Genomic DNA, 26,026 nt, shown 5'->3' on the forward strand with positions numbered 1-26,026 from the left:
GGGATTTTCCTGTGACGTTCGCGCGCCCGAGCGCCATGCCCCCCGATAAAAGTGGGAGATGTGTGGCTGACGGGCGCCCGCCCCGCCACCGGTGCCATCACGGGGGCCGACACGTGTGCCTCTAAGACATCTCGTCAGCCGCCTCCGCGCGCTCGCCGGCGCATGCCGCTGACCATGATGCGCCAGGGCCGATCGAGGATGTCTTTGTCGGGTTTGAGCAACCGGTTGAAATGAGAGCCTCGACAACGGCGCGGCGCGGGTCACTCGATCCCGAGCTTCGCCTTCAGCAGGGCATTGACCGCGGCCGGATTGGCCTTGCCGCCCGTGGCCTTCATGGTCTGGCCGACGAACCAGCCGAGCAGGGTCGGCTTTTCCTTGGCCTGCTGAACCTTGTCGGGGTTCTTGGCGATGATCTCGTCCACCGCCGCCTCGATGGCGCCGGTATCGGTGACCTGCTTCATGCCGCGCGATTCGACGATCTCGCGCGGGTCACCGCCCTCGGACCAGACAACTTCGAAAAGGTCCTTGGCGATCTTGCCGGAGATCACGCCCTCGCCGATGAGGTCGACGATGGCGCCGAGCTGATCGGCCGAGACCGGGCTCGTCTCAATGCTGTGGCCCTCCTTGTTGAGGCGGCCGAACAGCTCGTTGATCACCCAATTCGCCGCGGCCTTGCCGTCGCGGCCCTTGGCCACCGCCTCGAAATAATCGGCGGAGGACCGCTCGGCGATGAGCACGCCGGCATCGTAAGGAGAGAGGCCGTAGGATTCGATGAAGCGGGCCTTCTTGGCGTCCGGCAGTTCCGGCAAACCCTCGGCCAGCGCATCCACATAGGCCTGGTCGAATTCCAGCGGCAGCAGGTCCGGGTCGGGGAAGTAGCGGTAATCGTGCGCCTCTTCCTTCGAGCGCATGGACCGGGTCTCGCCCTTGCCCGGATCGAACAGGCGGGTCTCCTGGGAAATCGTGCCGCCATCCTCGATGATCGCGATCTGGCGCCGGGCCTCGACCTCGATGGCCTGCCCGATGAAGCGGATCGAGTTGACGTTCTTGATCTCGCACCGGGTGCCGAGCGGCGCGCCGGGCTTGCGCACCGAGACGTTCACGTCGGCGCGGAGAGATCCCTTCTCCATGTCGCCGTCGCAGGTGCCGAGATAGCGCAGGATGGTGCGCAGCTTGGTCACGTAGGCGCGCGCTTCCTCGGAGGAACGCAGATCCGGCCGCGAGACGATCTCCATCAGTGCGACGCCCGAGCGGTTGAGGTCGACGAAGCTCTGGGTCGGGTTCTGGTCGTGCAGGGACTTGCCGGCATCCTGCTCGAGATGCAGGCGCTCGATGCCCACCGTGATGGTCTCGCCCTCGGGCAGGTCGACCAGCACCTCGCCCTCGCCGACGATGGGGTCCTTGAACTGGCTGATCTGGTAGCCCTGCGGCAGGTCCGGGTAGAAATAGTTCTTCCGGTCGAACACCGAGCGGTGGTTGATCCGCGCCTTCAGCCCGAGGCCGGTGCGCACGGCCTGGGCCACGCATTCCTCGTTGATGACGGGGAGCATGCCGGGCATCGCCGCGTCCACCAGGGAGACGTGGTCGTTGGGCTCGCCCCCGAATTCCGTCGAGGCGCCGGAGAACAGCTTCGAGCGGCTCGTGACCTGGGCATGGATCTCCATGCCGATCACGACCTCCCAGTCGTGCAGGCCGCCCTTGATGAGTTTCTTGGGGTTCACGGCAGCGGTCATGATGGCCCGGATTCAGTGTTGCGCGGCGCGAAACCGCACCGGAAAGGTGGAAGGACCGGCCGGCGCGGTCAAGCGCGCAGGCGATAGAGCTGATGGGCGAGGAAGCCGAGGGTGCCCCACAGGAAGCCCGCCATCCAGCGAATGGGGAAGAAGGTCGGCCCGTCATGGCTGATCGGCGCCGGCCAGGGAATGCCGATGGCCGTGACGGCCCAGGACACCATAACCGAGATGGCGAAAGCCATCAGCGAGACCAGGATGACCTTCACGAACTGGTCCGACTTCCAGCCCATGACCAGGGCGATGGCGATCAGGACGGGATCGAACGCGGCCCAGATCCAGACGTCGAAGGGATAGACCGGAACGGTCATGGTCGCGCTTTCATGCCCACCACGCCTTCGGCAGCTTGGTCCGTCCGGCCGCCGTTTCGATCACCTGGGCGGCGGCGAACAGCGTCTCTTCGTCGAACGGGCGGCCGATGAGCTGGAGGCCCAGCGGCAGCCCCTGCGCGTCGAGCCCGGCCGGCACCGAGATGCCGGGCAGCCCCGCCATGTTCACCGTGATGGTGAAGACGTCCTGGAGGTACATCTCCACGGGATCGCCCGAGCCCTTCTCGCCGATGCCGAAGGCGGCGGACGGGGTGGCGGGGGTCAGGATCGCGTCGACGCCGGAGGCATAGGCCTGTTCGAAATCGCGCTTGATCAGGGTGCGGATCTTCTGGGCGCGGACGTAATAGGCGTCGTAATAGCCGGCCGAGAGCACGTAGGTGCCGATCATGATGCGGCGCTTCACCTCGCGGCCGAAGCCCGCCGCGCGGGTGTTCTCGTACATCCCGGCGATGTCCTTGCCGGGCACGCGCAGGCCGTAGCGCACGCCGTCGTAGCGGGCCAGATTCGAGGAGGCCTCGGCCGGGGCGACGATGTAATAGGCCGGCAGCGCGTAGCGGGTGTGCGGCAGCGAGATCTCGCGGATCGTGGCGCCCGCATCCTTGAGCATCGCGGCGCCCTTGTCCCAGAGCGCCTGGATCTCGGCGGACATGCCCTCGACCCGGTATTCCTTCGGGATGCCGATGGTGAGGCCCTTCACCCCCCGCGCCACCGCCGCCTCGAAATCCGGCACAGCCAGGTCGGCACAGGTGGTGTCGCGGGCGTCCGCCCCGGACATGGAGCCGAGCAGGATGGCGCAGTCGCGCACCGTGCGGGCGATGGGGCCGGCCTGGTCGAGGGAGGAGGCATAGGCCACCGTGCCCCAGCGCGAGCAGCGCCCGTAGGTCGGCTTGATGCCCACCGTGCCGGTGAAGGCGGCGGGCTGGCGGATCGAGCCGCCGGTATCGGTGGCGGTGGCGCCAAGGCACAGATGCGCGGCCACGGCAGCGGCCGACCCGCCGGAGGAGCCGCCCGGCACCAGCTTCGTGTCGGAGAGCGTTCCGTTTTCCTGCCGCCGCCAGGGCGAGACCACGTCGCCATAGGCGGAGGTCTCGTTGGAGGAGCCCATGGCGAACTCATCGAGGTTGAGCTTGCCCAGCATCACCGCGCCGTCGCGCCACAGATTGTGGGTCACGGCCGATTCGTAATGCGGCTGGAAGCCTTCGAGGATCTTCGAGCCGGCGGTGGTGGCGACCCCGTGGGTGCAGAACAGGTCCTTGACGCCGAGCGGCAGGCCTTCGAGGGGCCGGGCCTCGCCGGAGGCGATCTTGGCGTCGGAGACCTCCGCCATCTGCAGGGCGCGCTCGGGCGTCTCCAGCAGATAGGCGTTGAGGCCGCGCGCCGCCTCGATCGCCGAGAGATGGGCCTTGGCGAGGTCGGTCGCCGAGAAATCCTTGGCCTTCAGCCCGTCGCGAGCCTCGGCCAGGGTGAGTTCGTTGAGATGGGTCATGCCGCCTGCTGTCCTCAAAGCCCGCCGGACCCCGTCGCCATTCTCAGGCGCCGCGCGATCCTGGCCGGGCACGCATCACGAAATCGAGCGTGCTACTCGACCACCTTCGGGACGAGGAAGTAATGGTCCTCGGTCTCGGGGGCGTTGAAGACGATGTCGCGAGCGTGACCGCCGTCGGTCACCACGTCGGTGCGCTTCTTCATCGCCATCGGCGTGACCGAGGTCATCGGCTCGACGCCCTCGACATCGACTTCGGAGAGTTGCTCGACGAAGGCGAGGATGGCGTTGAGTTCGCCCTGGAGCGGCGCGACCTCCTCGTCGCTCACCGCGATACGCGCCAGATGCGCGATGCGCCTCACTGTGGTTGCGTCGACCGACATGCTGCCTTCGGACCTCGGGACCTGCGCCGGAACGCGCGTTCAGAGGCCGGGCTATAGCACCGGGCTTCGCGGCCCCGCAACGCCGGGGCGGGCGGAAGCGTCGTCTCAGACGATGGCATTGCCGGGATGAGAGGGAGCCTCGACCACGATCCCCTTGTCCTGGCGGAGCGTTTCCGACTGCCGGAAGCCGAGGACGAGGATCTCGAGGGCCAGGGCGAGCATGAGCTTGTGCCGGAACGGCATTTCGCGCGTGGCGTCGACGTTCCAGGCGCTGCCGCCTTTGCCGGGCGACCGTAACATGCCGAGAACCTGGGAGAGGCGGCCGCGCCGATTCATGCTGTCTCCGTATCGTTATCAAATCCTTAACGAGCTTATGGCGCATTCGCTCCCAGTGCGGCTATTCCCCTTCGGACGTAGGATAGGGTCGCGTTGGGGATAGACATCATGTGGCAGACGGTGTTCGCCGATTTCACCGCCGGGCCGAAGGCCGATCCGGCCGATCTCGACCGCGCGGAGACGGAGCTGGGGTTCCCGCTGCCGGAGAGCTACCGCAGCTTTTGCCTCGCTTGCGGAATCGGCCTCGCTTGCGGCTCCCTCCGCATCGCGATCCCGAGCCCCACCGAGAGCGCGGACCTCGGCACCCGTTCGGAACTGATCGCGCACAGCATCGCCTCCGTGCTGGAGACGCGGGAGGGGCATCGCTTCGAGGTGGAGGGCGACGATCCGAGCGTGGTCGAACGCGCCTGTTTCTTCGGTGAGACCGAAGCGGGCGAGTTCCTGTTCTGGGACGTGGTCGTCGGCGCGGACCAGACCGAGCGCCGGGAATACGAGATCTGGGTGATGGGCGCCGATCTCGAATCGGTGCGGTTCGGGGGCGCCGACCTCCCCGATCTCATGCGCCGGCTTCAAGGTCCCGCAGTGCGCGGCATTCTCGGCATGGGCGCCGAGCCCCTGCCCTCCAGTTTCCTGGGTCAGGTCTCGTGACGGAAGACGAGGTCCGGGCGTTCGTCGCGGCGTCCGCGGGCGGCCGGCGCCTCATCGGGATCGATCTCGGCACCAAGACGATCGGGCTCGCCCTGTCGGATGTGGGCCGGCAGATCGCCTCGCCCCTCGAGACCATCCGCCGGGTGAAATTCACGCCCGACGTCGCCCGCCTGCGCCTCCTGTGCGAGGCTCACCAGGTCGGCGGCCTCGTCATGGGCCTGCCCCTCAACATGGATGGCAGCGAAGGGCCGCGCGTCCAGGCTACGCGCTCCTTCGTACGCAACATGAAGCCCCTGCTCGACCTGCCGGTGCTGTTCTGCGATGAGCGCCTGTCCACGGCGGCGGTGACGCGGGCGCTGATCGCGGCGGACGCTTCGCGGGCCAAGCGCGGCGAGGTCGTGGACATGCTGGCGGCGGCCTACATCCTCCAGGGATGCCTCGACCAGATCCGGGGTCTGATAGGGGACGAGGAGCGCGAGGAGCGCGACGCGTACTGAGGGGAGCGGCGCGTCACGCCGCAGCCGGCGGCTCGTCGTCGCCGGGCCCGACCGGCGAATTGAGGATGTCCTCCAACTCGTCCACCAGCATGTCGATCTGGTCCTGGCTCGCCAGCACCTTGAGGGTCTGGCCGCTCTCGGTGGCGAGGGCGAGCTCGATTCCCGCGCCGGAGCGCGTGGCCAGGATGCGGGCGAGTTTGTGCGTGGCGTTCATGCGGGTCTCCCGTTCGGCTCAGTGTTGGATGATTTCGGCGGCCAGCAGGGCCACCGCCACGGCCGGGCCACAGGTGGAGGCCCAGTCGGCGCCCTCCTCCGCGAGCGACGGCGCGATGAGGTCGGTGAGCGCTACGGCGGGGCGTCCCAGGCGCCGGGCCAGCCGCCCGGCCAGGAACCGCCCTGCCCCGCAGACCACGAGGGGCGCATCCGCCGCGATGTCGGGGCGCGAGAGCAGGATCGCCGCCGCGTCGTGGAGGGGCCGCAACTGGCACTCGGCGAAATGCGCCGCGAGGGCACGCCAATCGGCCGAGTTTCCCTCCGCATGGTCGCGGCCGATCATCCGGGCGAGGCGGATCTCGGTCTCGGGGATCGATTTGCCCTTCATGTCGGCGCTGTGCTGCTGGTCGGCCCCCTCGGGCAGGTCGCCGGTGAGGCGGTAGACGTCGGCCGTGGTGGCGAAGGTCTCGGCCATCAGGCCCGTACGTCGGCCCTTGAACGGCGCTGATGCGGTGAAGGCGAGGACGGGCGTGCGCACCACGCCGGAATAGACCAGTTCGCCCGTCTCCAGGCGCTCGGCATCGCTGTAGCCGGTGGCGGCGGGGCGGCCGCCCACGATGGGGATCAGGTCGGCGGTGGTGGAGCCGATATCGACGAGGAGCGCGTTTTCCGCGTGGCGGCCGACCAGGGCCGCCGTGGCGTGCCAATTGGCCGAGGCCACGTCGAGGGCGGCGCCCGTCGCCTCGCCGGGCGGGAGGAGCCCGGCCCGGCCGCCATAAATCCGCACCGAACCGGCGAGATTCGCGCTCGCCCAGGCGGAGAGCTGCGCCACGCCATCGGTGCGGTCGGAGAAGCAGTCGGTGAGTTCGCCGGTCATGGTCACCACATGGTCGGCCTCTCCGCGCGCCCAATCGGGCAGCTGCGAAAACGTCTCGTCGAGGGCGGGCAGGCCGCGCCATAGACGGCAGGGTGCCTGTACCACCGCCTCGACACGGCCGTCGCGAACCAGGGCCGCCTTGACATGGACCCCCCCGAGATCCCAGCCGATCACCGGGTTGTGCGTGGATGCGGCAGGCGTCACGGGCAGGTCCGTACAGGGAGGAACGGGATGAAGGACGGGTTTCGGATCGTTCCGGTGATCGACCTGCGCCACGGAGAGGTGGTGCGGGCCAGGGCCGGGGATCGCGCCTCCTATGCCCCGATCGTGACGCCCTTGGCAAAGGGATCGTCGCCCGGGGATGTCGCGCAGGGGCTGGTCGCCGCGATCGCCGCCCGCATCCTCTACGTCGCGGATCTCGATGCGATCATCGACGGCAGGCCTCCCGATCTCGGCAGCCTCGCGCAGGTCGCTCGCGCCTGTCCGGGTGTCCAGCTCTGGGTCGATGCGGGATTCTCCGGCGGCCCCGGCGTGGATGCGTTCCTGGCGGAGGGGTTGGGGCGTCCGGTGATCGGCAGCGAGAGCCAGCACGATGCCGCCCTGGTGCGGGCGCTCGGAGACCGCGCGGTCTTCTCCCTCGACAGTCGGGGCGCGGAGCGGATGGGGCCGGCGGAGCTCCATGACGAGCCGGCGTACTGGCCCTCCGAGGTCATCGTGATGACCCTGAGCCGTGTCGGTGCCGGGACCGGGCCGGACCTCGACCGCCTGTCGGAGATCCGTGAGATGAGCCCCGCGACGCGACTCTACGCGGCGGGCGGGGTGCGCGGGCCTGCGGATGTCGCCGCGCTGGAGGAGATTGGCGTCGCGGGTGCCCTGGTGGCGACCGCGATCCACGACGGGACATTACGGAGGTAGCGGGCCGGAGACACAAAAAAACGAGGCGGCCGGAGCCGCCTCGTTTCATGTTTCATCGTCCGAGGAAGATGGAAGCCAGTCGCTGGAGCAGGCCCCGCGGTGCGGGCGGAGGCGCGCTCTGCCCAGGACTGTCCCCGATCTAAGCGTTCGACGCGAAGGGGTGCGAAGCGGAGTTGCGCTGCTCGGTGGCGTAGGCAGCGGTGGGCTCGCCCTTGACGGCGCGCTGGATCGACAGCTTCACGGCGTCGTAGTTGTACTTCTGGATCTTGGCGTCGTCGGCAGCTTCCCAGTGAATGAACACGCCGACCAGGATGAACAGGTCGTCGGCTTCGTCAGCGGGGATGATGCCTTCGGCAACGGCGTCCTGCACGGCCTTGGCAACGCCGTACTGGGCGGGGCCGAACATCTGGACGGCCTGACGGGCGTCGTTGATGGTGACCTTGTTGAACATCAGGGTGTTCGGCTTGCAGGGCAGGTTCGGCGCGATGACCGCGAGCAGGCTGGTGAAGCCGTGCTTGTTGTTCACGAGGCCGTTGCAGAAAGCCGTCTCGGCCGGCGAACCGCGCGGTCCGATGATGAGATCGATGTGGGCGACCTCGTTGCCATCGCCGACGAGAGCCTCGCCGACCAGAACTTTGTTGATCTTCGCCATGTGGGGTTTCTCCCAGGAGTCTTGAAAAAGCATGACCGCCCCGTAGTTTGGCGCGGCCGAAAGCCATCCTTGTTCACGGCGTCCAGCCCCAATGGGACCGGACCGGTTTGCCCGGATCGCGGCGCGGACCCTACTCTGGGGTCTCTGCCGGAACAACCCTGCAAGGGGGGCGGATTCGAGCAAAATCTTTGCCGAACGGGGGCTTGAACGCGCCACGGCATCGATTATGGCGCCCCTCGCCGCCGTAGGGGCAGCTGAATTCCCTGGGTTTAGGTTCCAGCCGCCAGCAATCGGTCGGCGAAGAGGGTGGCCACCGTCATGTCCGCGCTGGTGCCCGGATTGAGGTTCTGGCCTTTCCACGAACGGTCCCGCACCAGGAGCTCGGTGACGGGGTGGGTGGCGAGATCGAGGGAGAGAAGCTCCGCCGCCTCGGCGCACAGGGCGTCGGCGCGGGCCGCGCCGTGCTTGCGCGCCACGTGGCTGTCGGGAACGGCCGCGAGGTAGCCGAGGAACACCGCCGTCGTGCTCCAGGGGGGCGTGAGGCCCTTGCCGCGCGCCTCCGCCAAGGCGGGCAGGCCGATGCCGAAGATGTCGGCGAAGCCGGTGACGTAGGCGCGGGCGATCCGGTCGCGCGGGGCCGCCTCCGCCATGGCCGCGACGAGGCTGGCCGGGGCTTCCGGTCCGGTCACGTCGTGGCGTTCGGCCCGGCCGAGGCCGCCGGGATTGGCGGCGCGAATCGCGGCGAAGACGTCGGCCGCATCCGCCGCGTCGAGGGTATCGAGAACGTGGCTCAGCGCCCCGCGCAGAGGGCCGCCGCGCTCGGCGGCGAGCGCCAGGGGCGCGCAGAGGAGGAGAATGCCGAGATTGGTGTTCTGGCCCACCGCGCCGAGGGTCGCCTCCATGGCGGTGCGCACGCGCCGGCCGATCCGCGCGCCGGGTTCCGCCAGATGGGGCGCGGAGACCTCCGCGCTCGTGACGAAATCCGCCACCGCCATGCGATGGCCGTCGCCGAAGACATGGACGTTGCCGGGCTTCAGGGCATCGAGCTCGGCCAAGCAGCACGCCCTGTAGGCCGCGGCGATCACGTCGGGCGAAAGCCCGCTCATCCCGATGCCGCCAGGAGCCGGGGGGGCCTTGCCGCCCGCACGGCGTTGAGGAAGCCCCGGGCCACGGCGGCCGCGACGTCGACCGCGGTGACCTGTTGCAGGCCCGACCAGGCCGGCATGGAATTGACTTCTAGGACGAGGTAGCCGCCCTCCCCGTCCTCCACGAGGTCGATGCCGGTGTAATCGACACCGATGGCGGCCGCCGCGCGTTCGGCGAGTTCGGCGGCCTTCTCCGGCATCGCCCAGGGCAAGGGCCGGCCTCCGCGATGGACGTTGGTGATCCAGCCGTCGCCCTCGCGGATCATGGCGGCGATGGCCCTGCCCTCGCAGACGAAGACCCGGTAATCGCGCCAGAGGCCGTCGTTCCGCGCGATGTAGCGCTGGAGATAGTAGACCCGCGACACGGCCTCCTCGTCGGGCAGGTCTTCCGGCCGTTCGATGAGCTGCAAACCCTCGCCCTGTGAGCCGAAGAGCGGCTTGAGCACCAGCGGCCGGCCCGGTCCCGCCTCGCAGGCGACGCAGGCGGCGGCGGCCTCGCGGCTGGAGAACACGAAGGTGTCGGGGGTGGGGAGGCCGGCCCTGGCGACGAGGAGGCTCGTCATGGCCTTGTCCACCGAGCGCTCGATGGCGCCGGGGGAGTTCCACACCGTGACCCCGGAGGCCACGAGGGCGTGGAGCACGCCGAGCCGCATGGTGGTGGCCTCGAAGGTGCCGCCCGCGATGGTGCGCAGGAGGACGCCGTCGGGCAGGCCGTCCGCGAAGCCCGGCACACGAAGCGGCTCGCCCGCGCCGGTGACCACCGCCACGTCGGCGAGCGAAAACAGCACCGGCTCGGCGCCGAGATGTTCCAGGGCGGCCCTCAATCGGGCCTTGTGCCAGTTGCCGTTGTCGGCCGCGAGCCCGATGCGCATGGATGTGGTCTCACACGGTGATCCGGTCCCGGCCCGGCCGGGATGACAGGCGTTCCCCTCTCCCCGCCCGGCGGGGAGAGGGGCTGGCGCTGCGGCTTTTCCGTTCAGATCAGCTGAAGGAGGCGTCCACCAGTTCCGGCATCAGCCGGCCACCGCGGAAACTCTTGCCGGTGGTGACGGAGGTGACGATGACCTCGGCCGGGCTGAAGAGCGCGCCGTCGATCTTGTAGAAATCGCCGTTCACCCGGCCGAAGATCTCGGCGAAGGGAGCGCCGTGGTCGGCCGAGGTGGTGGAGGGCAGCTGCTCGGCGAGTTGCTTGGCATCCGCCTCGTCGGCCTCGACGAAGAGCTGCACCCGGCCGCCATAGATGATGGCGTCGTTGGTGCGGCCCATGGCCTGGATGAAATCGGGATGCTGCGGCGAGAGCGGGGCCGAGCCGATTCCGTCCACGATCTTATGCAGGTCGAAGCCCACGGTGTGGGCCTTGTGCAGGGCGACTTCGAGGACGCGGGCGACGACCTGTGTCGCGCCGGCCAGCGACTGTGTCGGGGCGTAGATGAAGGTCAGCGCGTCCGCCGACAGGCCGCAGGCCTCGGCGACCTTGGCGATGACGGAGGCGGGCGGTCCGCCGGCGGCCTCGAGCACCAGGGCGGTTCGGCTGGCGGAATCGCGGTAGCCGAGTTCGGTGTAGAGATCTTCCACCACCGAGACCGCGCGGCCGGGGCCGGAGCCCAGGGCGAAGAAGCCGGAATCGCCGGTCTCGTCGGCCAGTGACCAGCCGGCATACTGGCTGCCGAGGCAGGCGAGCACCGGGTCGGCGGAATGCACCACCACGGAATAGGGCCAGGCCGCGATCGGCCCGGTGGGGACGATCGACACGGTGCCGAGGCCGCCGAGGCAGATCTCGGCGATGCGCCGGCCGGCCTCGATGGAGCCGCGCACGGTGGCGCCGGCATCGACCATGCGTGCGCCGTTCTCCGTGGTGACGGCAAGGCGCAGGGCCTCTGCATCGGCCACCAGCTTCTCCACGAGGGGATTGGCGAGGGCGTTCAGGCTCGGCGTGGTCCGGAGCGTGGCGGGGGGATGGGTGGTCATCGGGCTTCCTCCGTCGGGGCGAGCAGGGTCCGCAGAGTGGCGGCCCGGACGCGCAATAGGTCTCGGGTGGCGGCCGAGTCCGGGCCTGCGGCGAACACGGTGCAGAGGGGAGCATCGCGTGGCACGCAGGTGCCGGATTGTGGGCGGTCGCGAACGAAATCCGGCCAGTCGAGGGGCGGCATCGGCGCGTAGCCGGCTGCCGCGTAACAGATTTCCGTGGCCGCCGCATCCACCGGTGCGGGTTCGATTCGCGGCAAAACGCCGAGGCTCGCGTCGATATGCGCGGCCAGGAGCGGCGTGTCGCGGCGGTCGAGGACGTCGAGGGTGGCTCCCGGGCGCGGGTTGATCTCGCTGAGCCACCACCCCTTCTCCGAGACGAGGAGGTCGGCGCTGGCGAGCCCGACGAGCCCGGTCTCCGCGACGAGTCCGGCGATGGCCGCCGTCACTTGGGAGAGGGTCGCGGGCGACAGGGCCGGCGCCTCGTGGGCGGCGCGTTCCAGCGCCCCGGCATAGCGGAAGGGGCGTAAGGGAGACGGCGCGCTCCATTGCTCGGTGACCGCCACGATCGCCGCCTCGCGCCCGTCGGCCAGGAAGGCGACGGCGTGCGCCGTGCCGGCGACCCGCCGCTGAAAATAGGCGCCCGGCGGTGCCCTCCCCGCGCCGGCGAGGCGGATATGGCTGCCACCGGACCCGCCGGAGCGCTTGAGCAGCCAGTCCGAGCGATCCGTCACTGCCTCCCGCGTCACCGCCGGATGCGGGATCGCGAGGCGGTCGCAGAGGGCCGCGAAGGCGAGCGGATCCTTCAGCACCCGGACCGTATCGGGGCTGGCGCCCAGGAGCCTGTGGCACCGGCCGATCCTCGCCATCAGGTCGAGCGCATTCTCGAAGCCGCTGCCGAGCACGATCCCGATCGGTGGCTTGTCCGCCATGGCGGCCAGCGCATCGAGCCCGGCGAGCACGCCCTCCCCCGCCAGCCCGTCGCCGAAGCGACCCACGGCAGGGCGATAGCCTTCGGCGAGGGCGAGCGTGTCGGCATCGCCGAAGAGGTCGAGGACATAGGGGCGCAGGCCCGACCGGCGCGCGGCCTGCGCCAGGGCGCGCCCGGACTGGGCGGCGATGAGGATCGCGTCGCCCCGGGGCGGCGGCCGTTCGGATGATGCTGCCATCGCGGCGATCGCTCGGGATCACGCCTTCGCTGCTGTCACCACCCTGCCTCGTCCTGAGGCGACGAGCGAAGCGACGGCCTCGAAGGAGGCTTCCAGTTAGCTCGGCGAAAGCTGGAGGCCTTCTTCGAGGCCCGCTTTCGCGGACACCTCAGGATGAGGTCATGGGCGGGATCGAGCGGGCGGGTGAGTGCCCGTCAGCCGGCCACCTCGACGGCGACCTTGTAGGCGTCGCGGAAGTCGAGGCAGAGGGGCTCGCTGGCGGCGAGGATCTGGCGGAACAGGCGCGACTGGGTCTGGTACTTGACGTTGCCGACCGCCAGCGCGCCGATGCCGATGCCCTTGCCGGTGGGCAGGGCCACGTCCTTGGCGTTGACGTCGATCCCGGCGATGCCGGCGGGCGGCACCGCGTTCACGTCGGAGGCGACGAGCAGCTTCGGCGCGGATTCGAGATCCGTCGCCGACAGGATCGGGACGCCGGCCGGGCCGGCCGAGAGGATCACGTCGGCCTCGGCGATGGCGGCGCGGCGCGCCTCGGCGGTGGAGCCGTCGACGGCGCCGACCTCGATGCCGAAGCGCCATTTCATCGTGAAGGCGATCTTGCTGACTCGCTCTTCGCCGTCATGCCCGACGAGGACGGTCTTGGCGCCTTCCAGCGCGCCGATCACCGCCGCCACATAGGCCACGACGCCGGCCCCGCCGAAGATGACGATGCGCTTGCCCTTTAGGTCGGTGCCGAACTTCGCCTTGAGGGCGCGGGTCACCTCGGCGACCATGGCGGCACCGGTGGTGAAGGACCCGGCCGGATCGGCGACGATGTGGTTGGCGAAGGGCGGCACCAGGGCTTTCTTGGCCCGGTCCATCATGTCGAGGGCGTCCTCGGCGTTCTTGCCGCCGATGAAGATGGTCGTGCGGGCGCCATCCTGGGGCGAACGGGAGAAGATCGAATCCTGCACCAGGGAGGTCACGTCCGGCAGGGTCACGTCGGTATAGGTCGCGATCGTCTCGAAGCCGGCATCCACTGCCATGTTCACGTCGAACGGGCTCATGTGCTTGAGGGGCGTCAGCATATGCAGAATCGAGCGGGCCATCGTGTCTCTCCCTCCGCAAGTGTCCGGCGCCATCGCGGCGCCGACTCTCGCATGTGTACTGTCGGAACCGGCCGGGCCGGCTGCGTCAAGCGTCGCTGATGCGCTTGTTGTCTTAAAGTGGCGTGACCGAGGCGCCGGTATTGCGACCGCGCGCGATCACGAAACGCAAAGGGCCTGGCCGGTCGAGGGACGCCACGAGGGCGCGTGCCTCCGCTTCGGACGGCACCAGGGCGAAACCCGTCGGCCCCCACGAGCTCTGGCCGTAGCCGGCGATTCCCTGGGCGGCGATGGCGGCGAGCGCCTCGGCCACGGCAGGGCTGGCGTAGCGCCCGCCCTGGTGAGGCGCGAAATGATCGCCGATGAGGCGCTGGATCGTGGTGATGCCGGCGCCGAAGCCATCCGGTTCGGCGGTGGCTGCCGCCGGCAGGACCTGCATCAGCACGATCCGGCAGATCGCGGCGGCCTGCTCCTCGGGAAAGCGCGGGAGATCGCGAAACGCCTCGACCTCGCGGGTGCCATGCACGCCGGTCATGCTCTCGTCGAGGATCAGCACGATCCGCCACGCCTCCGGATAGGCGAGGCGCGCGATCAGCGGCGGCGGGCCGTTGCTGGCGTCACGGCCGCCATCCACGATGAGGCCGCCCTGGGTGAAGGCGGCCAGACCCACGCCCGAGCGGTTGCCGCGATCGAGGGCGTCGGCGAAGGCGTCGGGCGAGAAGGGGCGGCCGTCGAGGGCGGCGAGCGCGGCCGCCACGCTGAGGGCGAGCTGCGTGCCCGAGCCGAAGCCGGCATGGGCCGGGATCGCCTCGTCCACCCGGATGGAGGCCGCTCCCCGAAGGCCGAGATGGCGCGCCGCGGCCTCGGCATAGGTGCGGGCGCGGGCCGCCTCCGGCCCGATCACGTCGAGGGCGGGGGCCGCACGCGCGATGAGATCGATGGAGGGGGCGTCGACGGCGAGCCCGATGCTGCCGAAGCGCCGGCCGAGGCCCCCGTGCAGATCGAGGAAGCCGAAGTGAAGCCGCGCCGGTGCGCGCACCCGCACCGCACGGGTCCGTCCCGCCGTCTCGGCCGGCCGTTGATCCGGGATCTGGTCCACGTCGACCCCCTTCATGCGATAAGCCTTCATCCCTGCGCCGCGCGGGCCGCGAGCCGATCCGCCCCGGCGGGGCCTGACCGGAATTGCGACCGCATGGCGCTTGCCGGCGCGGGCTTCTCCCACGGAGGACGGATCGGTCGCAAGCGTCGCCATACCATCAATCGTCGGGCTTCCGCAGGCCGGGGCTCCACCGGAGGCCGGGAAGGTGCGGCTTGGCGGGACGGCAGAAGGGAGTCGACGGCGGTCGGTGGGGGGTTGCTTGCGGCGCCTCCGCGATGCAAACGTGCCGGCCCACTAGGAATGGACTGGCGCAGTCCCGCCGTGTGCGACGCTGAACACAGCGCGTGCCGGGCCCTCGTTCTCCAAGGTGTAGGCATGGCTGCCTGGGTAAAGGGTGGTGCGGCGGACGTGAGCGCAGCGGTGGAGGCCGCCGCCACGCTCCTCGCCGCAGCGAAGACTCCGATCGTCACGGGATTGAGTGCGGATACGAGCGCGGTGCGGGCGGCCTATCATCTGGCCGGACTCATCGGTGCCTCCGTCGATCCCGTCGGTGGCGACGGCCTCTATGCGGAGCTCGGCCCCCTCAGCCAGTTCGGCAATCTCAACACCACGCCGGCCGAGGCGATCGGCCGGGCCGATGCGGTGCTGATCGTCGGTCTGCGCCCGTGGGACAGGCCGATCGTGCAGGAGATCGCCGCTTCCGCGCCGGTGCGCGGTCGCGCCGCCGGTTCCGAGCGCACGCTGCTCTCCCTCGGTGGCCCCGGCGACGGCGCCACACGGCACGTCTCCTATCCGGCCGCGGCCGGCGGTCTCGCCGTCTCGGTGGCGCATCTGCGCGCCTACGTGAAGGGCAACCTCGCCGGCGAGGCGGCCTATGCCGATCTCGGCCGGCGCCTGACGACGGCCCAGTACGGTGTCGTCCTCTACGATGCCGCCGAACTCGGCGATCTCGGCGTCGAGATGCTGCAGGGGCTGGTGCGCGATCTCAACGATCTGACGCGCTTCTTCGCGCTCTCCGTCTCGGATGGGTTCCAGGGCCGCGCCGTGACCCAGCTCGCCTCATGGACCACCGGCCAGCCGCCGCGGGTCGGCTTTGGCCGTGACCTGCCCGAGCATGATCCCTGGCGGTTCGACAGCGCGCGCCAGGTGGCCGCCGGCGAGGCCGATGCCGCGCTCTGGCTCGCCTCCCTCCCCGCTCCGCGCCCTGACTGGCTCGCCGCTCTGCCCTCCATCGCCATCGTCGGTGAAGGAAGCCCCGATGCCACGGGCGACGTCGCCGAGATCGTCATTTCAGTGGGCGTGCCCGGCGAGACCGCAGGTGGCGCCCTGTGGAACGAACGCCGTGCGGCGATCACCTATTCACCTCCGGTTGGCCAGCCGGCCGACCTGACTGCGGCCGGCGTGCTCGCCGCCATCCAGAATCGCCTCACGCAGAAGAAGGGCGCCTCATGCTGATCCTGATCCAGGGCGGCCGGGTCGTCGATCCCACCGCCGGCCGCGACGGCGTCGGCGACGTCTGGATCGAGGACGGCCGCGTCGTGGCCCCGTCCGAGCGCGCGCCCGACAAGACCATCGACGCCTCCGGCTGCGTCGTGATGGCGGGCGGCGTCGAGGTGCATTCGCACATCGCCGGCGGCAACGTGGTGATGAGCCGCCTGCTCCTGCCCGACCTCTATGTCAGCGAAGCCGCGCCCGAGGGCCATCCCTTCGCCCATGCCGGCGGCTCGGCCGCCTGGATCGGCGCGAACTACGCGCGGATGGGCTATACCATCGCCGTCGAGCCGGCGATGCCGCCGACGAACGCGCTGGCGACCCAACTCGAACTCGCCGACATCCCCCTGCTCGACCGCGGCGCCCTTACGGTGATGGGCAACGACGACCAGCTCCTCGACTTGCTGCGCCAGCGCGAGGGCAAGGCGGCGGTGCGGGACCTCGTCGCCCTGTCGGTGGCGACCTCGCGCGGTCTCGGCGTCAAGTGCATCAACGCGGGCGGCGCCTCGGCCTTCAAGGACGGGATGCTCAACCTCAGCCTCGACGAGGAGATCCCGGTCTACGGCCTCTCCACCCGCAAGATCATGAACGCCCTCCTCGATGCGGTGGAGGAGATCGGCGTGCCACATCCGCTGCATGTCCATGCCAACAACCTCGGCATTCCCGGCGCCGACGATTCCTTCGTGGCGACGATGGAGGCGGCGGAAGGCCGGCGCATCCACTTCGCCCATGCGCAGTTCTACGCCTACGGCGCGGTCGATCCGGCCAATCCCGGCACCGGCGGCTTCCGTTCGGCGGCCGAGCGCATCACGGAGGCGATGGAGAAACACCCCAACGCCACCTTCGACGTGGGTCAGGTCGCCTTCGGCCAGACGGTGACGATCTCGCTCGACGTCATCCGCCAGTTCGCCGGCCGCAAGGGTGCGAACCCGAAGAAGTGGATCATCACGGCGGGCGACGCGGAAGGCGGCGGCATCGTGCCGTTCCTCTACAAGCCGCGCGGCCCTGTGAGCTCCCTGCAATGGGCGATCGGCCTCGAACTGATGCTGCTCTCGGGCGACCCCGAGCGCACCATCCTCACCACCGACCACCCCAATGGCGGCCCCTTCACCGAATATCCGCGGATCATCCATCTGCTGATGGACAAGGAGGAGCGCGACCGCGAGATATCCTCCCTGCACAAGGTCATCGCCGAGCGCTCGGGCCTCTGCGGCATCGAGCGAGAATACACCTTCTCCGAGATCGCCCAGCTGACGCGCTCCGGCCCGGCCAAGCTCCTCGGCCTCGCCGATCGCGGCCACCTGCGCGAGGGCGCGCGCGCCGACGTCGCGATCTACCGTGATGACAAGAACCGGACCGCGATGTTCGCCCGCGCCAAACTGGTGCTCAAGGACGGCCACGTCATCGTCGAGGATGGCGAGATCGTCGATTGGCGCGCGGGCCATACCCTGGAACTGACGGTGGAATCCGACAAGGCGATGGAGACGCGCACCGACGCTTATCTCGATGCCCGTTTCGGTGCCGGTCTCGACAGCTTCACCGTGCCGGACGAGGCCTTCCCCGTGAGCGATGTGTTCGAGGACGTGGCATGTCGAGCGTGAGAATGATGACGACGCCTCGCGTGGGTACGGTGACCGAGCATGACTGACCTGACCCTCAACGGCATCCCGGTGATCGACACCTTCGCCGAGGCGTTCGACGTCGCCGGCACGGCGCTGATCATCACCAACGACACCGCCAAATGGGCGATGATCGCCGCCGTCACGATGACCGGGTTCGCGACCTCGGTGATCGGCTGCGGCGCCGAGGCCGGGATCGATTGCGAACTTTCGCCGGAGGAGACGCCCGACGGCCGCCCCGGTGTGCGGGTGCTGCTGTTCGGCTTCGAGCCGAACGGCCTCAAGGACCAGCTCCTGAAGCGCGTCGGCCAGTGCATCCTCACCTGCCCCGGCACGGCCTGCTATGCGGGCGTCGACGGGCCGCACAAGATCAAGCTCGGTGGCGCGATCCGCTACTTCGGTGACGGCTTCGCCGTGGCCAAGCGCCTGACCGATCCCGTCACCGGCAAGGCGCGGCGCTATTGGCGCGTCCCCGTGATGGACGGCGAGTTCCTGTGCGAGGATTTTGTCCGCGCGGTGGATGGCGCGGTGGGCGGCGGCAACCTGCTGTTCCTCGGGCGCAACCATGCCGAGACCCTCAAGGTCGCGGAGATCGCCGTGGATGCCGCTCGCTCGGTGGCCGACGTGATCCTGCCCTTCCCCGGCGGCATCGTCCGCTCCGGCTCGAAGGTCGGCGCGCGCACCAAGGGCATGATGGCCTCCACCAACGACGCCTATTGCCCGACCCTCAAGGGCCGTGCCGGCTCGGAACTCGCGGCCGAGGTCGGCGTGGTGCTCGAGATCGTCATCGACGGGCTCACCTCGCGCTCGGTGGCCGAATCCATGCGCGCGGCGCTCCACGCCTCCACCGAAGCCGGTGCCGCGCACGGGCTCGTGGCGGTGACGGCGGGCAATTACGGCGGCAATCTCGGCCGCCACCATTATCACCTGAAGGACCTGCTCTCGAAGGAGCCGGCGAGCGAGGCTGGAGCGGCATGAGCACCCTCACCCTGCGCCAGGAGCCGCCGGAGCGGCTCGATTTTCTCCACGTGACTCCGCTCTCGCTGAGCGGCCTCTCCGAGGCCGAAGCGGCCCGGCTCCCCATCGGCACCAGTCGACGCGGCCTGACGCTGGGTGACGTCTTCTCCATCAGCCTCGACGGCTCCGACAGCCTGACCATCGAAGGCGGTTCGTCCCGCTTCGACAGTGTCGGTGCCTCGCTCAGTGGCGGCTCGATCCGCGTCGTCGGCGATGTCGGTCAGCGCCTCGGCGCCGGTATGGCGTCGGGATCGGTGACGGTCACGGGATCGGCCGGGCCTTATGCCGGATCGGGCGCCAAGGGCGGCACGATCACCATCGAGGGCGATGCCGGCGATCATGCGGGCGGTGCGGTCTATGCCGCCAAGGCGGGGCTCGACGGCGCCACGCTGGTGATCCGCGGATCGGCCGGCGATTATCTCGGCGACCGCATGCGGCGCGGTCTGATCCTAGTCGGATCCGCCGGCGCCCATGCCGGATCGCGGATGATCGCGGGCACGATCGCGGCCCTCTCGGTGGGCGACCATCCGGGCTACGGCATGCGGCGCGGGACGATCCTCGCCGGCGGACACGGTGCCCTGAGCCCGAGTTTCGCCGAGACGGGAACGCACGATCTCGTGTTCCTGCGGCTGCTCGCCCGGTCCCTGCGTGCCCTCAGCCCTGCCCATGCCGACCTCGCCGCGGGTGCGCTCAAGCGCTATTCTGGCGATCTCGCCACCCTCGGCAAGGGTGAGCTCTGGGTCACGGCCGGGCGATAGGCCCTTCGATTTCTCCCCGGCGGCGGCACGCCCCCCGTCGGGGAGACGATCCCCGAAGCCTTCAGGGGCATGGCTTCGATCGAGGTTGCCCGCCGGGCATTGCCCGAAGACCTGCCGCCTCCCGCGAGGGATGGGCGTCGCCGTCGGTTCACCGGGCGCTCCCGCCAAACTCCGAGCACAGTCGGCCCGGGTAAGGCCCGCGACGGCCAAGCACCCAAGGCCAAGACCGATCACTGTCAGGACAAGTCGGACCTTGGTGGAGCGGCCGTATTGCGGTGTTGCCTTGCTACCCGAATGTCTCGGTCTCGCCTCGAGCCAGCGGCCGGATCACCAGGATGGATTCCGCCGCGACGGGGCTGCAAATGCCGCAGCGGGCTGAATGCCGGCTTCGGACGCGCGACCACGGAATCGTCGGGCGTGCTTAACCTTCTGTTGCCTGCATTTGCTTGCCGAGCCTTGCCGATGGACCGACGCCGATGCGTCGCGCACCAGACGGGTCATCTTCGCATCGCAAGCGGGGACAAAAAGCTGTTCCTAATTCGCATGATGCAGAATTGTTCCGCTTAATAAATGCTTGCGGGAAGTGAAAACCGGTCGTCACAGCAGTGTGATCTGGATCAGCCGCGAGGTGAGCAGGAAAGGCACCGGAAGTGCGCCAGAGCACGTCACTGGCCTCTCGTTTCTCACTTGCGCCTAACCTTTACCCTTCGTTGACGGGTGCCGCTGTATTCGATGGATGTTGTTGCAGGAATGCGACAGACCTCACGCCCGTCCGAGCCTACAAGCACCTAGGCTTAATGCCCATCAGGACCAGACACACAATGAAAAGACTGCTTCTCGCTACGACCGTTCTCGCCGGCCTGACTGCTGTCGCTTCGGCCGCCGACCTTCCCCGTCGCGCCGCCCCGCCGGTCTTCGTCCCGGTCCCGGTCTTCACGTGGACGGGCTTCTACGCCGGTATCAACGCCGGTTACGCTTTCGACACCGGCAAGGAAGGCCCGAACTCCTTCGCCGTGCCGAGCCGCTTCACCGCCGTCGGCACCCCCCAGATCGCCACCTTCAGCAAGGATAGCCAGGACGGCTTCTCCGGCGGCGCGCAGATCGGCTACAACTACCAGTTCACCCCGGGCTCGGGTGTGGTCGTCGGTATCGAAGCCGATGCCCAGTACCTCGATTTCGGCGCCAAGCGTCGTGACTCTGGTGTTGCCGCTGCTCCGGGCTTCGCCATCAACGACCCGCGCGGCCTCTCCAGCCTCGACTTCTTCGGCACCGTCCGCGGTCGCCTCGGCTACGCCTTCGACCGCACCCTCGTGTACGGCACCGGCGGTTTCGCCTACGGCGCTGGCAGCACCGAGCGTAGCTTCGGCGGCTTCAAGGGCAACGACGACTTCCGCACCGGCTACGCTGTCGGCGGTGGTATCGAATACGCTCTCCCGACCGAGTCGTTCTTCAACTTCTTCCGCGCTTCCGCTGTGACGCTGAAGGTCGAAGGCCTGTACGTGAACCTCGATCGCGGCAACCGCAATCAGGGCGCCTTCATCATCGACACCACCGACAACTCGGTTGTGCGCTCGATCAGCACCGGTCGTCGCGACGACGAGTTCGCCGTCGTCCGCGCCGGCCTGAACTACAAGTTCGGCACCTACTAGGATCGTCCATGATCGTCGCGCGGTCCTCATCGAGGATTGCGCGGCATCGGGATCGTCGACGTGAAAAACCCGGCCGCGAGGCCGGGTTTTTTGCGTTGACAGACCTCTCTCGCAAATCACTCTTTCCGTACGGACGCCCAGAGCGCAAACGGAGAGTGGTTCAGAGGTCGTGACCGGATATGCCCCGCCCGTGGCTCGAGAGCGGAGGTGGTACACCTCGTAGCCTCGGGCTCCGCCGGGGCTCTACCCCTCCGGCGAGAGGGGGCCGGCCTGGACAGGTCGGCCTCGCGCCCCGCCTGTCCTTAGATGTCGAGTGTTGCCTCGTCGGCGAAGGCGGCACGCTCGGAGATGAAGGCGAAGCGGGCTTCCGGCTTGTTGCCCATCAGCCGCTCCACGGCATCGCCGGTGGAGTCCCGCGCCTCGTCGAGGACCGCGACGCGCAGGAGCGTGCGCTTCTTGGGGTCCATCGTGGTCTCCTTCAACTGCGCCGGCATCATCTCGCCCAGGCCCTTGAAGCGGCTGATCTCCACCTTGCCGCCCTTGAAGACGGTCTTGATCACCCGCTCCTTGTCGGCGTCGTCACGGGCATAGACCGTCTTGGCGCCGTGGGTGAGCCGGTAGAGCGGCGGGATCGCCAGGTAGAGATGGCCCTTGTCGATGAGCTTGGGCATCTGCCGGTAGAAGAAGGTGATCAGCAGCGAGGCGATGTGGGCGCCGTCGACATCCGCGTCGGTCATGATGATGACCTTCTCGTAGCGGAGGTCTTCGCCCTTGTAGCCGTTACCCGTGCCGCAACCGAGCGCCTGGGTCAGGTCGGAGATGAGCTGGTTGGCGCCCATCTTGTCACGGCTGGCCGAGGCCACGTTGAGGATCTTGCCGCGCAGGGGCAGGATCGCCTGGCTGGCGCGGTCGCGCGCCTGCTTGGCCGAGCCGCCGGCGGAATCGCCCTCGACGATGAAGATCTCCGAGCCCGCCGTACCCGCCTTGGAGCAATCGGCGAGCTTGCCGGGAAGGCGCAGCTTGCGAGTCGCGGATTTGCGCGCGACCTCCTTCTCCTGGCGTCGGCGCAGGCGCTCCTCGGCCCGGTCGATCACCCAGTCGAGGAGCTTGTTGGCCTGGGCCGGGGAGGCGGCGAGCCAGTGGTCGAACGCGTCGCGGATCGCCGTCTCGACGATGCGCGAGGCTTCCACCGTGGCGAGCTTGTCCTTGGTCTGGCCTTGGAATTCCGGCTCGCGGATGAAGACCGAGAGCATCGAGGCGCAGGTCGCCATTACGTCGTCGGTGGTGACCGAGGTCATCCGCTTGGCCTGGCCGACGCGCTCGGCATGCTCGCGCAGGGCGCGCAGCAGGGCCACGCGCAGGCCGCTCTCGTGGGTGCCGCCCTCGGCGGTGGGAATCGTGTTGCAGTAGGAGTGCGAGACCCCGTCTTCCACCACCATCCAGGCGACGGCCCATTCGAGGGAGCCGTGGCCGCCGGGCTTCGTCACCTTGCCGGCGAAGACCGCGTCGGTGACGAGCTCCTTGCCGTCGAGGTCGCGGGCGAGATAGTCGCGCAGGCCGCCGGGGAAGCGGTGCACCGTCTCGGCCGGCACGTCGGCGATGCCCTCCAGCAGGGCGGGGGCACAGCGCCAGCGGATCTCGACGCCGCCGAACAGGTAGGCCTTGGAGCGCGCCATCTTGAACAGCCGGCGCGGATCGAACTTCAGCGCCCCGAAGATCTGCGCATCGGGGTGGAAGCGCACCCGCGTGCCGCGCCGGTTCTGCACCCGGCCGACGGTTTCCAGCGGACCCTGGACATGGCCCCGCGAAAAGGTCTGGCGATAGAGGACCTGGCTTCGGGCCACCTCGACTTCGAGGATGTCGGAGAGGGCGTTGACCACGGAGATGCCGACACCGTGCAGGCCGCCGGAGGTCTCGTAGACCTTCGAGTCGAACTTGCCGCCCGCATGCAGCGTGGTCATGATCACTTCGAGGGCGGATTTGCCCGGAAATTTTGGGTGCGGATCCACCGGGATGCCGCGGCCATTGTCGGTGATGACGAGGTGGCCGGTCTCCTCCAGCTCCACCTCGATGTAGCTGGCATGGCCGGCCACCGCCTCGTCCATGGAATTGTCGATCACTTCCGCGAAGAGGTGATGCAGGGCGCGCTCGTCGGTGCCGCCGATATACATGCCCGGCCGGCGCCGGACCGGCTCCAGGCCTTCCAGCACCTCGATCGACGAGGCGTCATAGCCGGCTTCCGCCGCATCGACCGGTGCTCTGTCGAGGGGAGCGCGCGCCGCCGAAGCGGCCTTCGCGCCGCGCACGGACGCTTGACCACCCGCGAACAGGTCGCTCGGCCGGCCGCCGGCGGGGGCCGGAACGGCCTGACGTGAGGTCTCGCGCTGAGTCATGGGCCAACCATACAGGAACGAAACGGAAACGTGAAGCGATGCCGCCCTCTTCGGCAGCCGCTCTCCCGGTGTTCCTGCGCAGCTTGCGCCGATTCCGTTAATGCTGTGTCGCCGGGGTACCGGAAGCGGCGGGCTCGGCCACGCCTGCCCCCCCTTGGCCGCAGGGGGCGATCGCGTCGCCCCGTCAGCTTCCGACCCGGCCACCTCCACGCCTGGTGATCGCGACGATGGCGGGGCGGGGCGGCATTCCGTCGATGAAATCCGGCCAGCGGGTGGAGGGCGCCTCGAAGGTGGCGGGCATGGCCTTCGGATCTTCCTCGTCGGCCTCGCCGGGATGCTGTACGGCGACGAAGAACGTGGTGTCGTCGGGGGTGAAGTAGGGGCCGCACATTTCGGCGCCGTTCGGCACCCTGAAGAAATGCTTGCCCGTGCCCCGTCCCTGCCCTTCCGTCTCCATCGCCCAGATGCCGTCGTTTCGCCCCGTCTTCGACGGCGAGTTCCCGTCGGTGGCGACCCAGAGCCGTCCCTGCCCGTCCACCGAGCAGTTGTCCGGCATGCCGAACCAGCCGTCCTTCGTCGTCGCCGAGGAGAAGGTGGCGCCGACCGCCGCGATGGAGGGATCGCCGCACTTGACGAGGATTTCCCAGGCGAAGCCCGAGGCCGCGTGGTCGCCGTTGTCCGGGGTCAGTTCGACGATGTGGCCGAAGCGGTTGTCGGGCCGCGGGTTGGCGGCGTTCACGTCGCCTGCCTTGCGCTTCCCGTTGTTGGTCAGCATCACGTAGACCTTGCCGGTCTTCGGGTTGGCCTCGACATCCTCCGGACGGTCCATCTTGGTGGCTCCCAGGAGGTCGCTGGCGCGCCGGGCCTCGATGAGCACGTCGGCCTGGGCGGTGAACCCGTTTTCGGGTGTCAGCGGACCCTGTCCGAACACCAGGGGCATCCAGGCCCCGCGCCCGTCGGCATCGAACCGGGCGACGTGCAGCGTGCCGGAATCGAGGATGTCGCGGTTGGCCGCCCGGTCGGAGAGGTTCACGGCCGCGTCGGTCACGAACTTGTAGACGTAGTCGAAACGTTCGTCGTCGCCCTGGTAGACGACGTACCGACCACTCTTCGAGACGATGCCGGCGGCGCCCTCGTGCTTGAACCGGCCCATGGCGGTGCGCTTCGTCGGGACGGAGGCGGGATCGAACGGGTCGATCTCCACCACCCAGCCGAAGCGATTGGGTTCGTTCGGTTCCTTGGAGAGGTCGAACCGCTCGTGGAAGCGGCCCCAGGCATAGGCGTTGCCGGGCAGGCCGAGACGCTTGTGGTTGGTCGCCTCGGCCGACCCCTCTGCGAGGGTGCCGGAGAAGTAATAGTTGATGTTCTCCTCGCAGGTGAGCCACGTCCCCCAGGGTGTGGTGCCGCCGGCGCAATTGTTGATCATGCCCTTCACCGCGCGGCCGGACGGGTCGTCGGTGGTCTTCAGCCGATCGGAGCCGGCGGCCGGCCCGGAGAGGGCCATCGGCGTCTCGACGGTGATGCGGCGGGCGTATCGCGACCCCGGCACCACGGCCCATTTGCCGTCGTTACGCTTCACCTCGATCACCGAGCCGCCATGGGCGGCCATCTCGATGTCGACGAGGTCGCGATTCATGCCCTTGAAGGCCACGGTCTTGATGTCCTGGCGGCCGAGGCCGGGAAACATCAGTTCCTCGTTGGTGTATTCGTGGTTGACCACGAGAAGGCCATGCGCGGCCGGATCGGCGGCGCCGGGCATCGGGAAATAGCCGACGAAGTCGTTGTTGTAGCCGAATTGCCGGGCCTGGGCCGCGGCGCTCTGGTTGAGCGGGTCGAAGGCGGGCGCCCCGGGCAGGACCGGATCGCCCCAGCGGATCAGGATGTCGGCATCGTGCCCCTCGGCCACGTGATGGTGTGCGTCCGATCCCGCCTCGATCTCCGTGAACGGGAACGGCGTCGCCTGTCCCTGCGCCGCCGCGGCCGGGCCGGCGGCGAGCGCGCGGGGCGTCACCACCGCCGCGATGGCGCCGACCCCAAGAAGGCCGCGCAGCAGGTCGCGCCGGTCGAACCGGGCGGCGACCACGTCGCCGAAGGTGGCGTTCCGGCTCGGATTCGAACCGGCATCCTCGCCGTCTTCGGCGGCCTGCGAGCGAGTGCGCAGCGGCTCGGTCATGGTGAACTCGTTCCTTGGAATGGATCGAGTTCGAGTTAGGCGCGCGACATGGCGGGCGGATGACGCCGGCGTTCCGGAACCAACCCTGAGTTTGTGCGTTAGCACACATAGAATGTATCTATGGGAGAGCGACATGGCGCCGTCCGCAGCCTTGAGCATGGTGCGCCACGACGATCTCATTCGCGCATCGCAGGCGGCAGGCCGCGCCTTCTCGCCAATCGAGGATGGGCAGGATGAGGGCGCGGTCGCATCGTCCAGGTTTCTGGCCCTCTCGGCCGTATCGCTGGCGGGGTTCATCGCCAGCTTCGGTATCTTCTTCGTCTTCATCTGAGGTCGACCG

Annotated in this window: 25 protein-coding genes; 9 read left to right on the forward strand and 16 right to left on the reverse strand. The window is 69.0% G+C overall.

Annotated elements, in window-relative coordinates:
• Positions 1-260: 260 nt before the first annotated feature.
• The 5 genes from gatB to ASF34_RS04220 form a co-directional block, all read right to left on the reverse strand.
• A complete protein-coding gene (gene gatB / locus ASF34_RS04200; RefSeq protein ID WP_056159060.1) occupies positions 261-1,733 on the reverse strand; it encodes an Asp-tRNA(Asn)/Glu-tRNA(Gln) amidotransferase subunit GatB in 1,473 nt (490 codons plus the stop codon).
• 68 nt (positions 1,734-1,801) lie between these two features.
• Positions 1,802-2,101, reverse strand: coding sequence for a hypothetical protein (locus ASF34_RS04205; protein ID WP_056149352.1), 300 nt, complete (start codon positions 2,099-2,101; stop codon positions 1,802-1,804).
• Positions 2,102-2,111: 10 nt separating this feature from the next.
• On the reverse strand, positions 2,112-3,605 hold the full coding sequence (gene gatA / locus ASF34_RS04210) for an Asp-tRNA(Asn)/Glu-tRNA(Gln) amidotransferase subunit GatA (RefSeq protein WP_018043481.1): 1,494 nt from the start codon (positions 3,603-3,605) through the stop codon (positions 2,112-2,114).
• 92 nt (positions 3,606-3,697) lie between these two features.
• Complete coding sequence (gatC, locus tag ASF34_RS04215; protein WP_018043480.1) at positions 3,698-3,985, reverse strand: Asp-tRNA(Asn)/Glu-tRNA(Gln) amidotransferase subunit GatC; 288 nt, start codon at positions 3,983-3,985, stop codon at positions 3,698-3,700.
• Between the two features lie 105 nt (positions 3,986-4,090).
• A complete protein-coding gene (locus tag ASF34_RS04220) occupies positions 4,091-4,321 on the reverse strand; it encodes a hypothetical protein (protein ID WP_018043479.1) in 231 nt (76 codons plus the stop codon).
• A gap of 108 nt (positions 4,322-4,429) precedes the next feature.
• Between ASF34_RS04220 and ASF34_RS04225 the strand changes: the two genes are divergently transcribed.
• Together ASF34_RS04225 and ruvX are read left to right on the forward strand one after the other, a co-directional pair.
• Positions 4,430-4,969 carry an SMI1/KNR4 family protein gene (locus tag ASF34_RS04225; protein WP_056159063.1) on the forward strand — a complete coding sequence of 180 codons (540 nt, stop codon included), beginning with the start codon at positions 4,430-4,432 and terminating at the stop codon, positions 4,967-4,969.
• Complete coding sequence (gene ruvX / locus ASF34_RS04230; RefSeq protein WP_056159066.1) at positions 4,966-5,466, forward strand: Holliday junction resolvase RuvX; 501 nt, start codon at positions 4,966-4,968, stop codon at positions 5,464-5,466. Before ASF34_RS04225 ends, ruvX begins: the two co-directional genes overlap by 4 nt.
• A gap of 13 nt (positions 5,467-5,479) precedes the next feature.
• Here the strand turns inward: ruvX and ASF34_RS04235 are convergent, their stop codons facing one another.
• Positions 5,480-5,680, reverse strand: a complete 201-nt coding sequence (locus ASF34_RS04235) for a hypothetical protein (RefSeq protein ID WP_056159069.1) — start codon at positions 5,678-5,680, stop codon at positions 5,480-5,482.
• Between the two features lie 18 nt (positions 5,681-5,698).
• On the reverse strand, positions 5,699-6,760 hold the full coding sequence (locus ASF34_RS04240; RefSeq protein WP_056159072.1) for a hydantoinase/oxoprolinase family protein: 1,062 nt from the start codon (positions 6,758-6,760) through the stop codon (positions 5,699-5,701).
• A gap of 27 nt (positions 6,761-6,787) precedes the next feature.
• Between ASF34_RS04240 and ASF34_RS04245 the strand changes: the two genes are divergently transcribed.
• On the forward strand, positions 6,788-7,471 hold the full coding sequence (locus ASF34_RS04245; RefSeq protein ID WP_056159074.1) for a HisA/HisF-related TIM barrel protein: 684 nt from the start codon (positions 6,788-6,790) through the stop codon (positions 7,469-7,471).
• A gap of 139 nt (positions 7,472-7,610) precedes the next feature.
• On the opposite strand, the gene fae is transcribed toward ASF34_RS04245, so the two are convergent.
• The 7 genes from fae to ASF34_RS04280 form a co-directional block, all read right to left on the reverse strand.
• Positions 7,611-8,123 (reverse strand): formaldehyde-activating enzyme, encoded by a 513-nt coding sequence (fae, locus tag ASF34_RS04250; protein WP_018043473.1) that lies wholly within the window; start codon positions 8,121-8,123, stop codon positions 7,611-7,613.
• A 269-nt stretch (positions 8,124-8,392) separates the two neighbouring features.
• Positions 8,393-9,229 carry a triphosphoribosyl-dephospho-CoA synthase gene (locus tag ASF34_RS04255; protein ID WP_056159077.1) on the reverse strand — a complete coding sequence of 279 codons (837 nt, stop codon included), beginning with the start codon at positions 9,227-9,229 and terminating at the stop codon, positions 8,393-8,395.
• Positions 9,226-10,140: an ATP-grasp domain-containing protein gene (locus tag ASF34_RS04260; protein ID WP_056159080.1), complete on the reverse strand. Its 915-nt coding sequence runs from the start codon at positions 10,138-10,140 to the stop codon at positions 9,226-9,228. The genes ASF34_RS04255 and ASF34_RS04260 overlap by 4 nt, the downstream gene beginning before the upstream one ends.
• Before the next feature lie 109 nt (positions 10,141-10,249).
• Complete coding sequence (gene mch / locus ASF34_RS04265; protein ID WP_018043470.1) at positions 10,250-11,236, reverse strand: methenyltetrahydromethanopterin cyclohydrolase; 987 nt, start codon at positions 11,234-11,236, stop codon at positions 10,250-10,252.
• On the reverse strand, positions 11,233-12,402 hold the full coding sequence (locus ASF34_RS04270; RefSeq protein ID WP_056159083.1) for an ATP-grasp domain-containing protein: 1,170 nt from the start codon (positions 12,400-12,402) through the stop codon (positions 11,233-11,235). The genes mch and ASF34_RS04270 overlap by 4 nt, the downstream gene beginning before the upstream one ends.
• A 194-nt stretch (positions 12,403-12,596) precedes the next feature.
• Positions 12,597-13,490 carry an NAD(P)-dependent methylenetetrahydromethanopterin dehydrogenase gene (locus ASF34_RS04275; RefSeq protein WP_056159087.1) on the reverse strand — a complete coding sequence of 298 codons (894 nt, stop codon included), beginning with the start codon at positions 13,488-13,490 and terminating at the stop codon, positions 12,597-12,599.
• Positions 13,491-13,602: 112 nt separating this feature from the next.
• Positions 13,603-14,586, reverse strand: a complete 984-nt coding sequence (locus ASF34_RS04280; protein ID WP_056159175.1) for a beta-ribofuranosylaminobenzene 5'-phosphate synthase family protein — start codon at positions 14,584-14,586, stop codon at positions 13,603-13,605.
• Positions 14,587-14,961: 375 nt separating this feature from the next.
• On the opposite strand from ASF34_RS04280, the gene ASF34_RS04285 reads away from it, so the two are divergent.
• The 5 genes from ASF34_RS04285 (at position 14,962) to ASF34_RS04305 (ending at position 21,120) form a co-directional block, all read left to right on the forward strand.
• On the forward strand, positions 14,962-16,041 hold the full coding sequence (locus tag ASF34_RS04285) for a hypothetical protein (protein ID WP_056159090.1): 1,080 nt from the start codon (positions 14,962-14,964) through the stop codon (positions 16,039-16,041).
• On the forward strand, positions 16,035-17,678 hold the full coding sequence (locus ASF34_RS04290; RefSeq protein ID WP_056159093.1) for a formylmethanofuran dehydrogenase subunit A: 1,644 nt from the start codon (positions 16,035-16,037) through the stop codon (positions 17,676-17,678). Before ASF34_RS04285 ends, ASF34_RS04290 begins: the two co-directional genes overlap by 7 nt.
• 39 nt (positions 17,679-17,717) lie before the next feature.
• The gene (fhcD, locus tag ASF34_RS04295; protein ID WP_056149327.1) at positions 17,718-18,674 is read left to right on the forward strand and encodes a formylmethanofuran--tetrahydromethanopterin N-formyltransferase; all 957 of its coding nucleotides are present in this window, start codon (positions 17,718-17,720) and stop codon (positions 18,672-18,674) included.
• Positions 18,671-19,471, forward strand: a complete 801-nt coding sequence (locus ASF34_RS04300; protein ID WP_056159096.1) for a formylmethanofuran dehydrogenase subunit C — start codon at positions 18,671-18,673, stop codon at positions 19,469-19,471. Before fhcD ends, ASF34_RS04300 begins: the two co-directional genes overlap by 4 nt.
• A gap of 821 nt (positions 19,472-20,292) precedes the next feature.
• Positions 20,293-21,120, forward strand: a complete 828-nt coding sequence (locus ASF34_RS04305; protein ID WP_056159099.1) for an outer membrane protein — start codon at positions 20,293-20,295, stop codon at positions 21,118-21,120.
• Between the two features lie 302 nt (positions 21,121-21,422).
• On the opposite strand, the gene parE is transcribed toward ASF34_RS04305, so the two are convergent.
• Positions 21,423-23,513: a DNA topoisomerase IV subunit B gene (parE, locus tag ASF34_RS04310; protein ID WP_244478890.1), complete on the reverse strand. Its 2,091-nt coding sequence runs from the start codon at positions 23,511-23,513 to the stop codon at positions 21,423-21,425.
• A 184-nt stretch (positions 23,514-23,697) separates the two neighbouring features.
• A complete protein-coding gene (locus ASF34_RS04315; RefSeq protein WP_056159103.1) occupies positions 23,698-25,686 on the reverse strand; it encodes a PhoX family protein in 1,989 nt (662 codons plus the stop codon).
• A 133-nt stretch (positions 25,687-25,819) separates the two neighbouring features.
• On the opposite strand from ASF34_RS04315, the gene ASF34_RS04320 reads away from it, so the two are divergent.
• Positions 25,820-26,017 (forward strand): hypothetical protein, encoded by a 198-nt coding sequence (locus ASF34_RS04320; RefSeq protein ID WP_043764315.1) that lies wholly within the window; start codon positions 25,820-25,822, stop codon positions 26,015-26,017.
• The last annotated feature ends 9 nt before the right edge of the window (positions 26,018-26,026 follow it).

The organism is Methylobacterium sp. Leaf106 (assembly GCF_001422895.1).
Taxonomy (GTDB): Bacteria; Pseudomonadota; Alphaproteobacteria; order Rhizobiales; family Beijerinckiaceae; genus Methylobacterium; species Methylobacterium bullatum.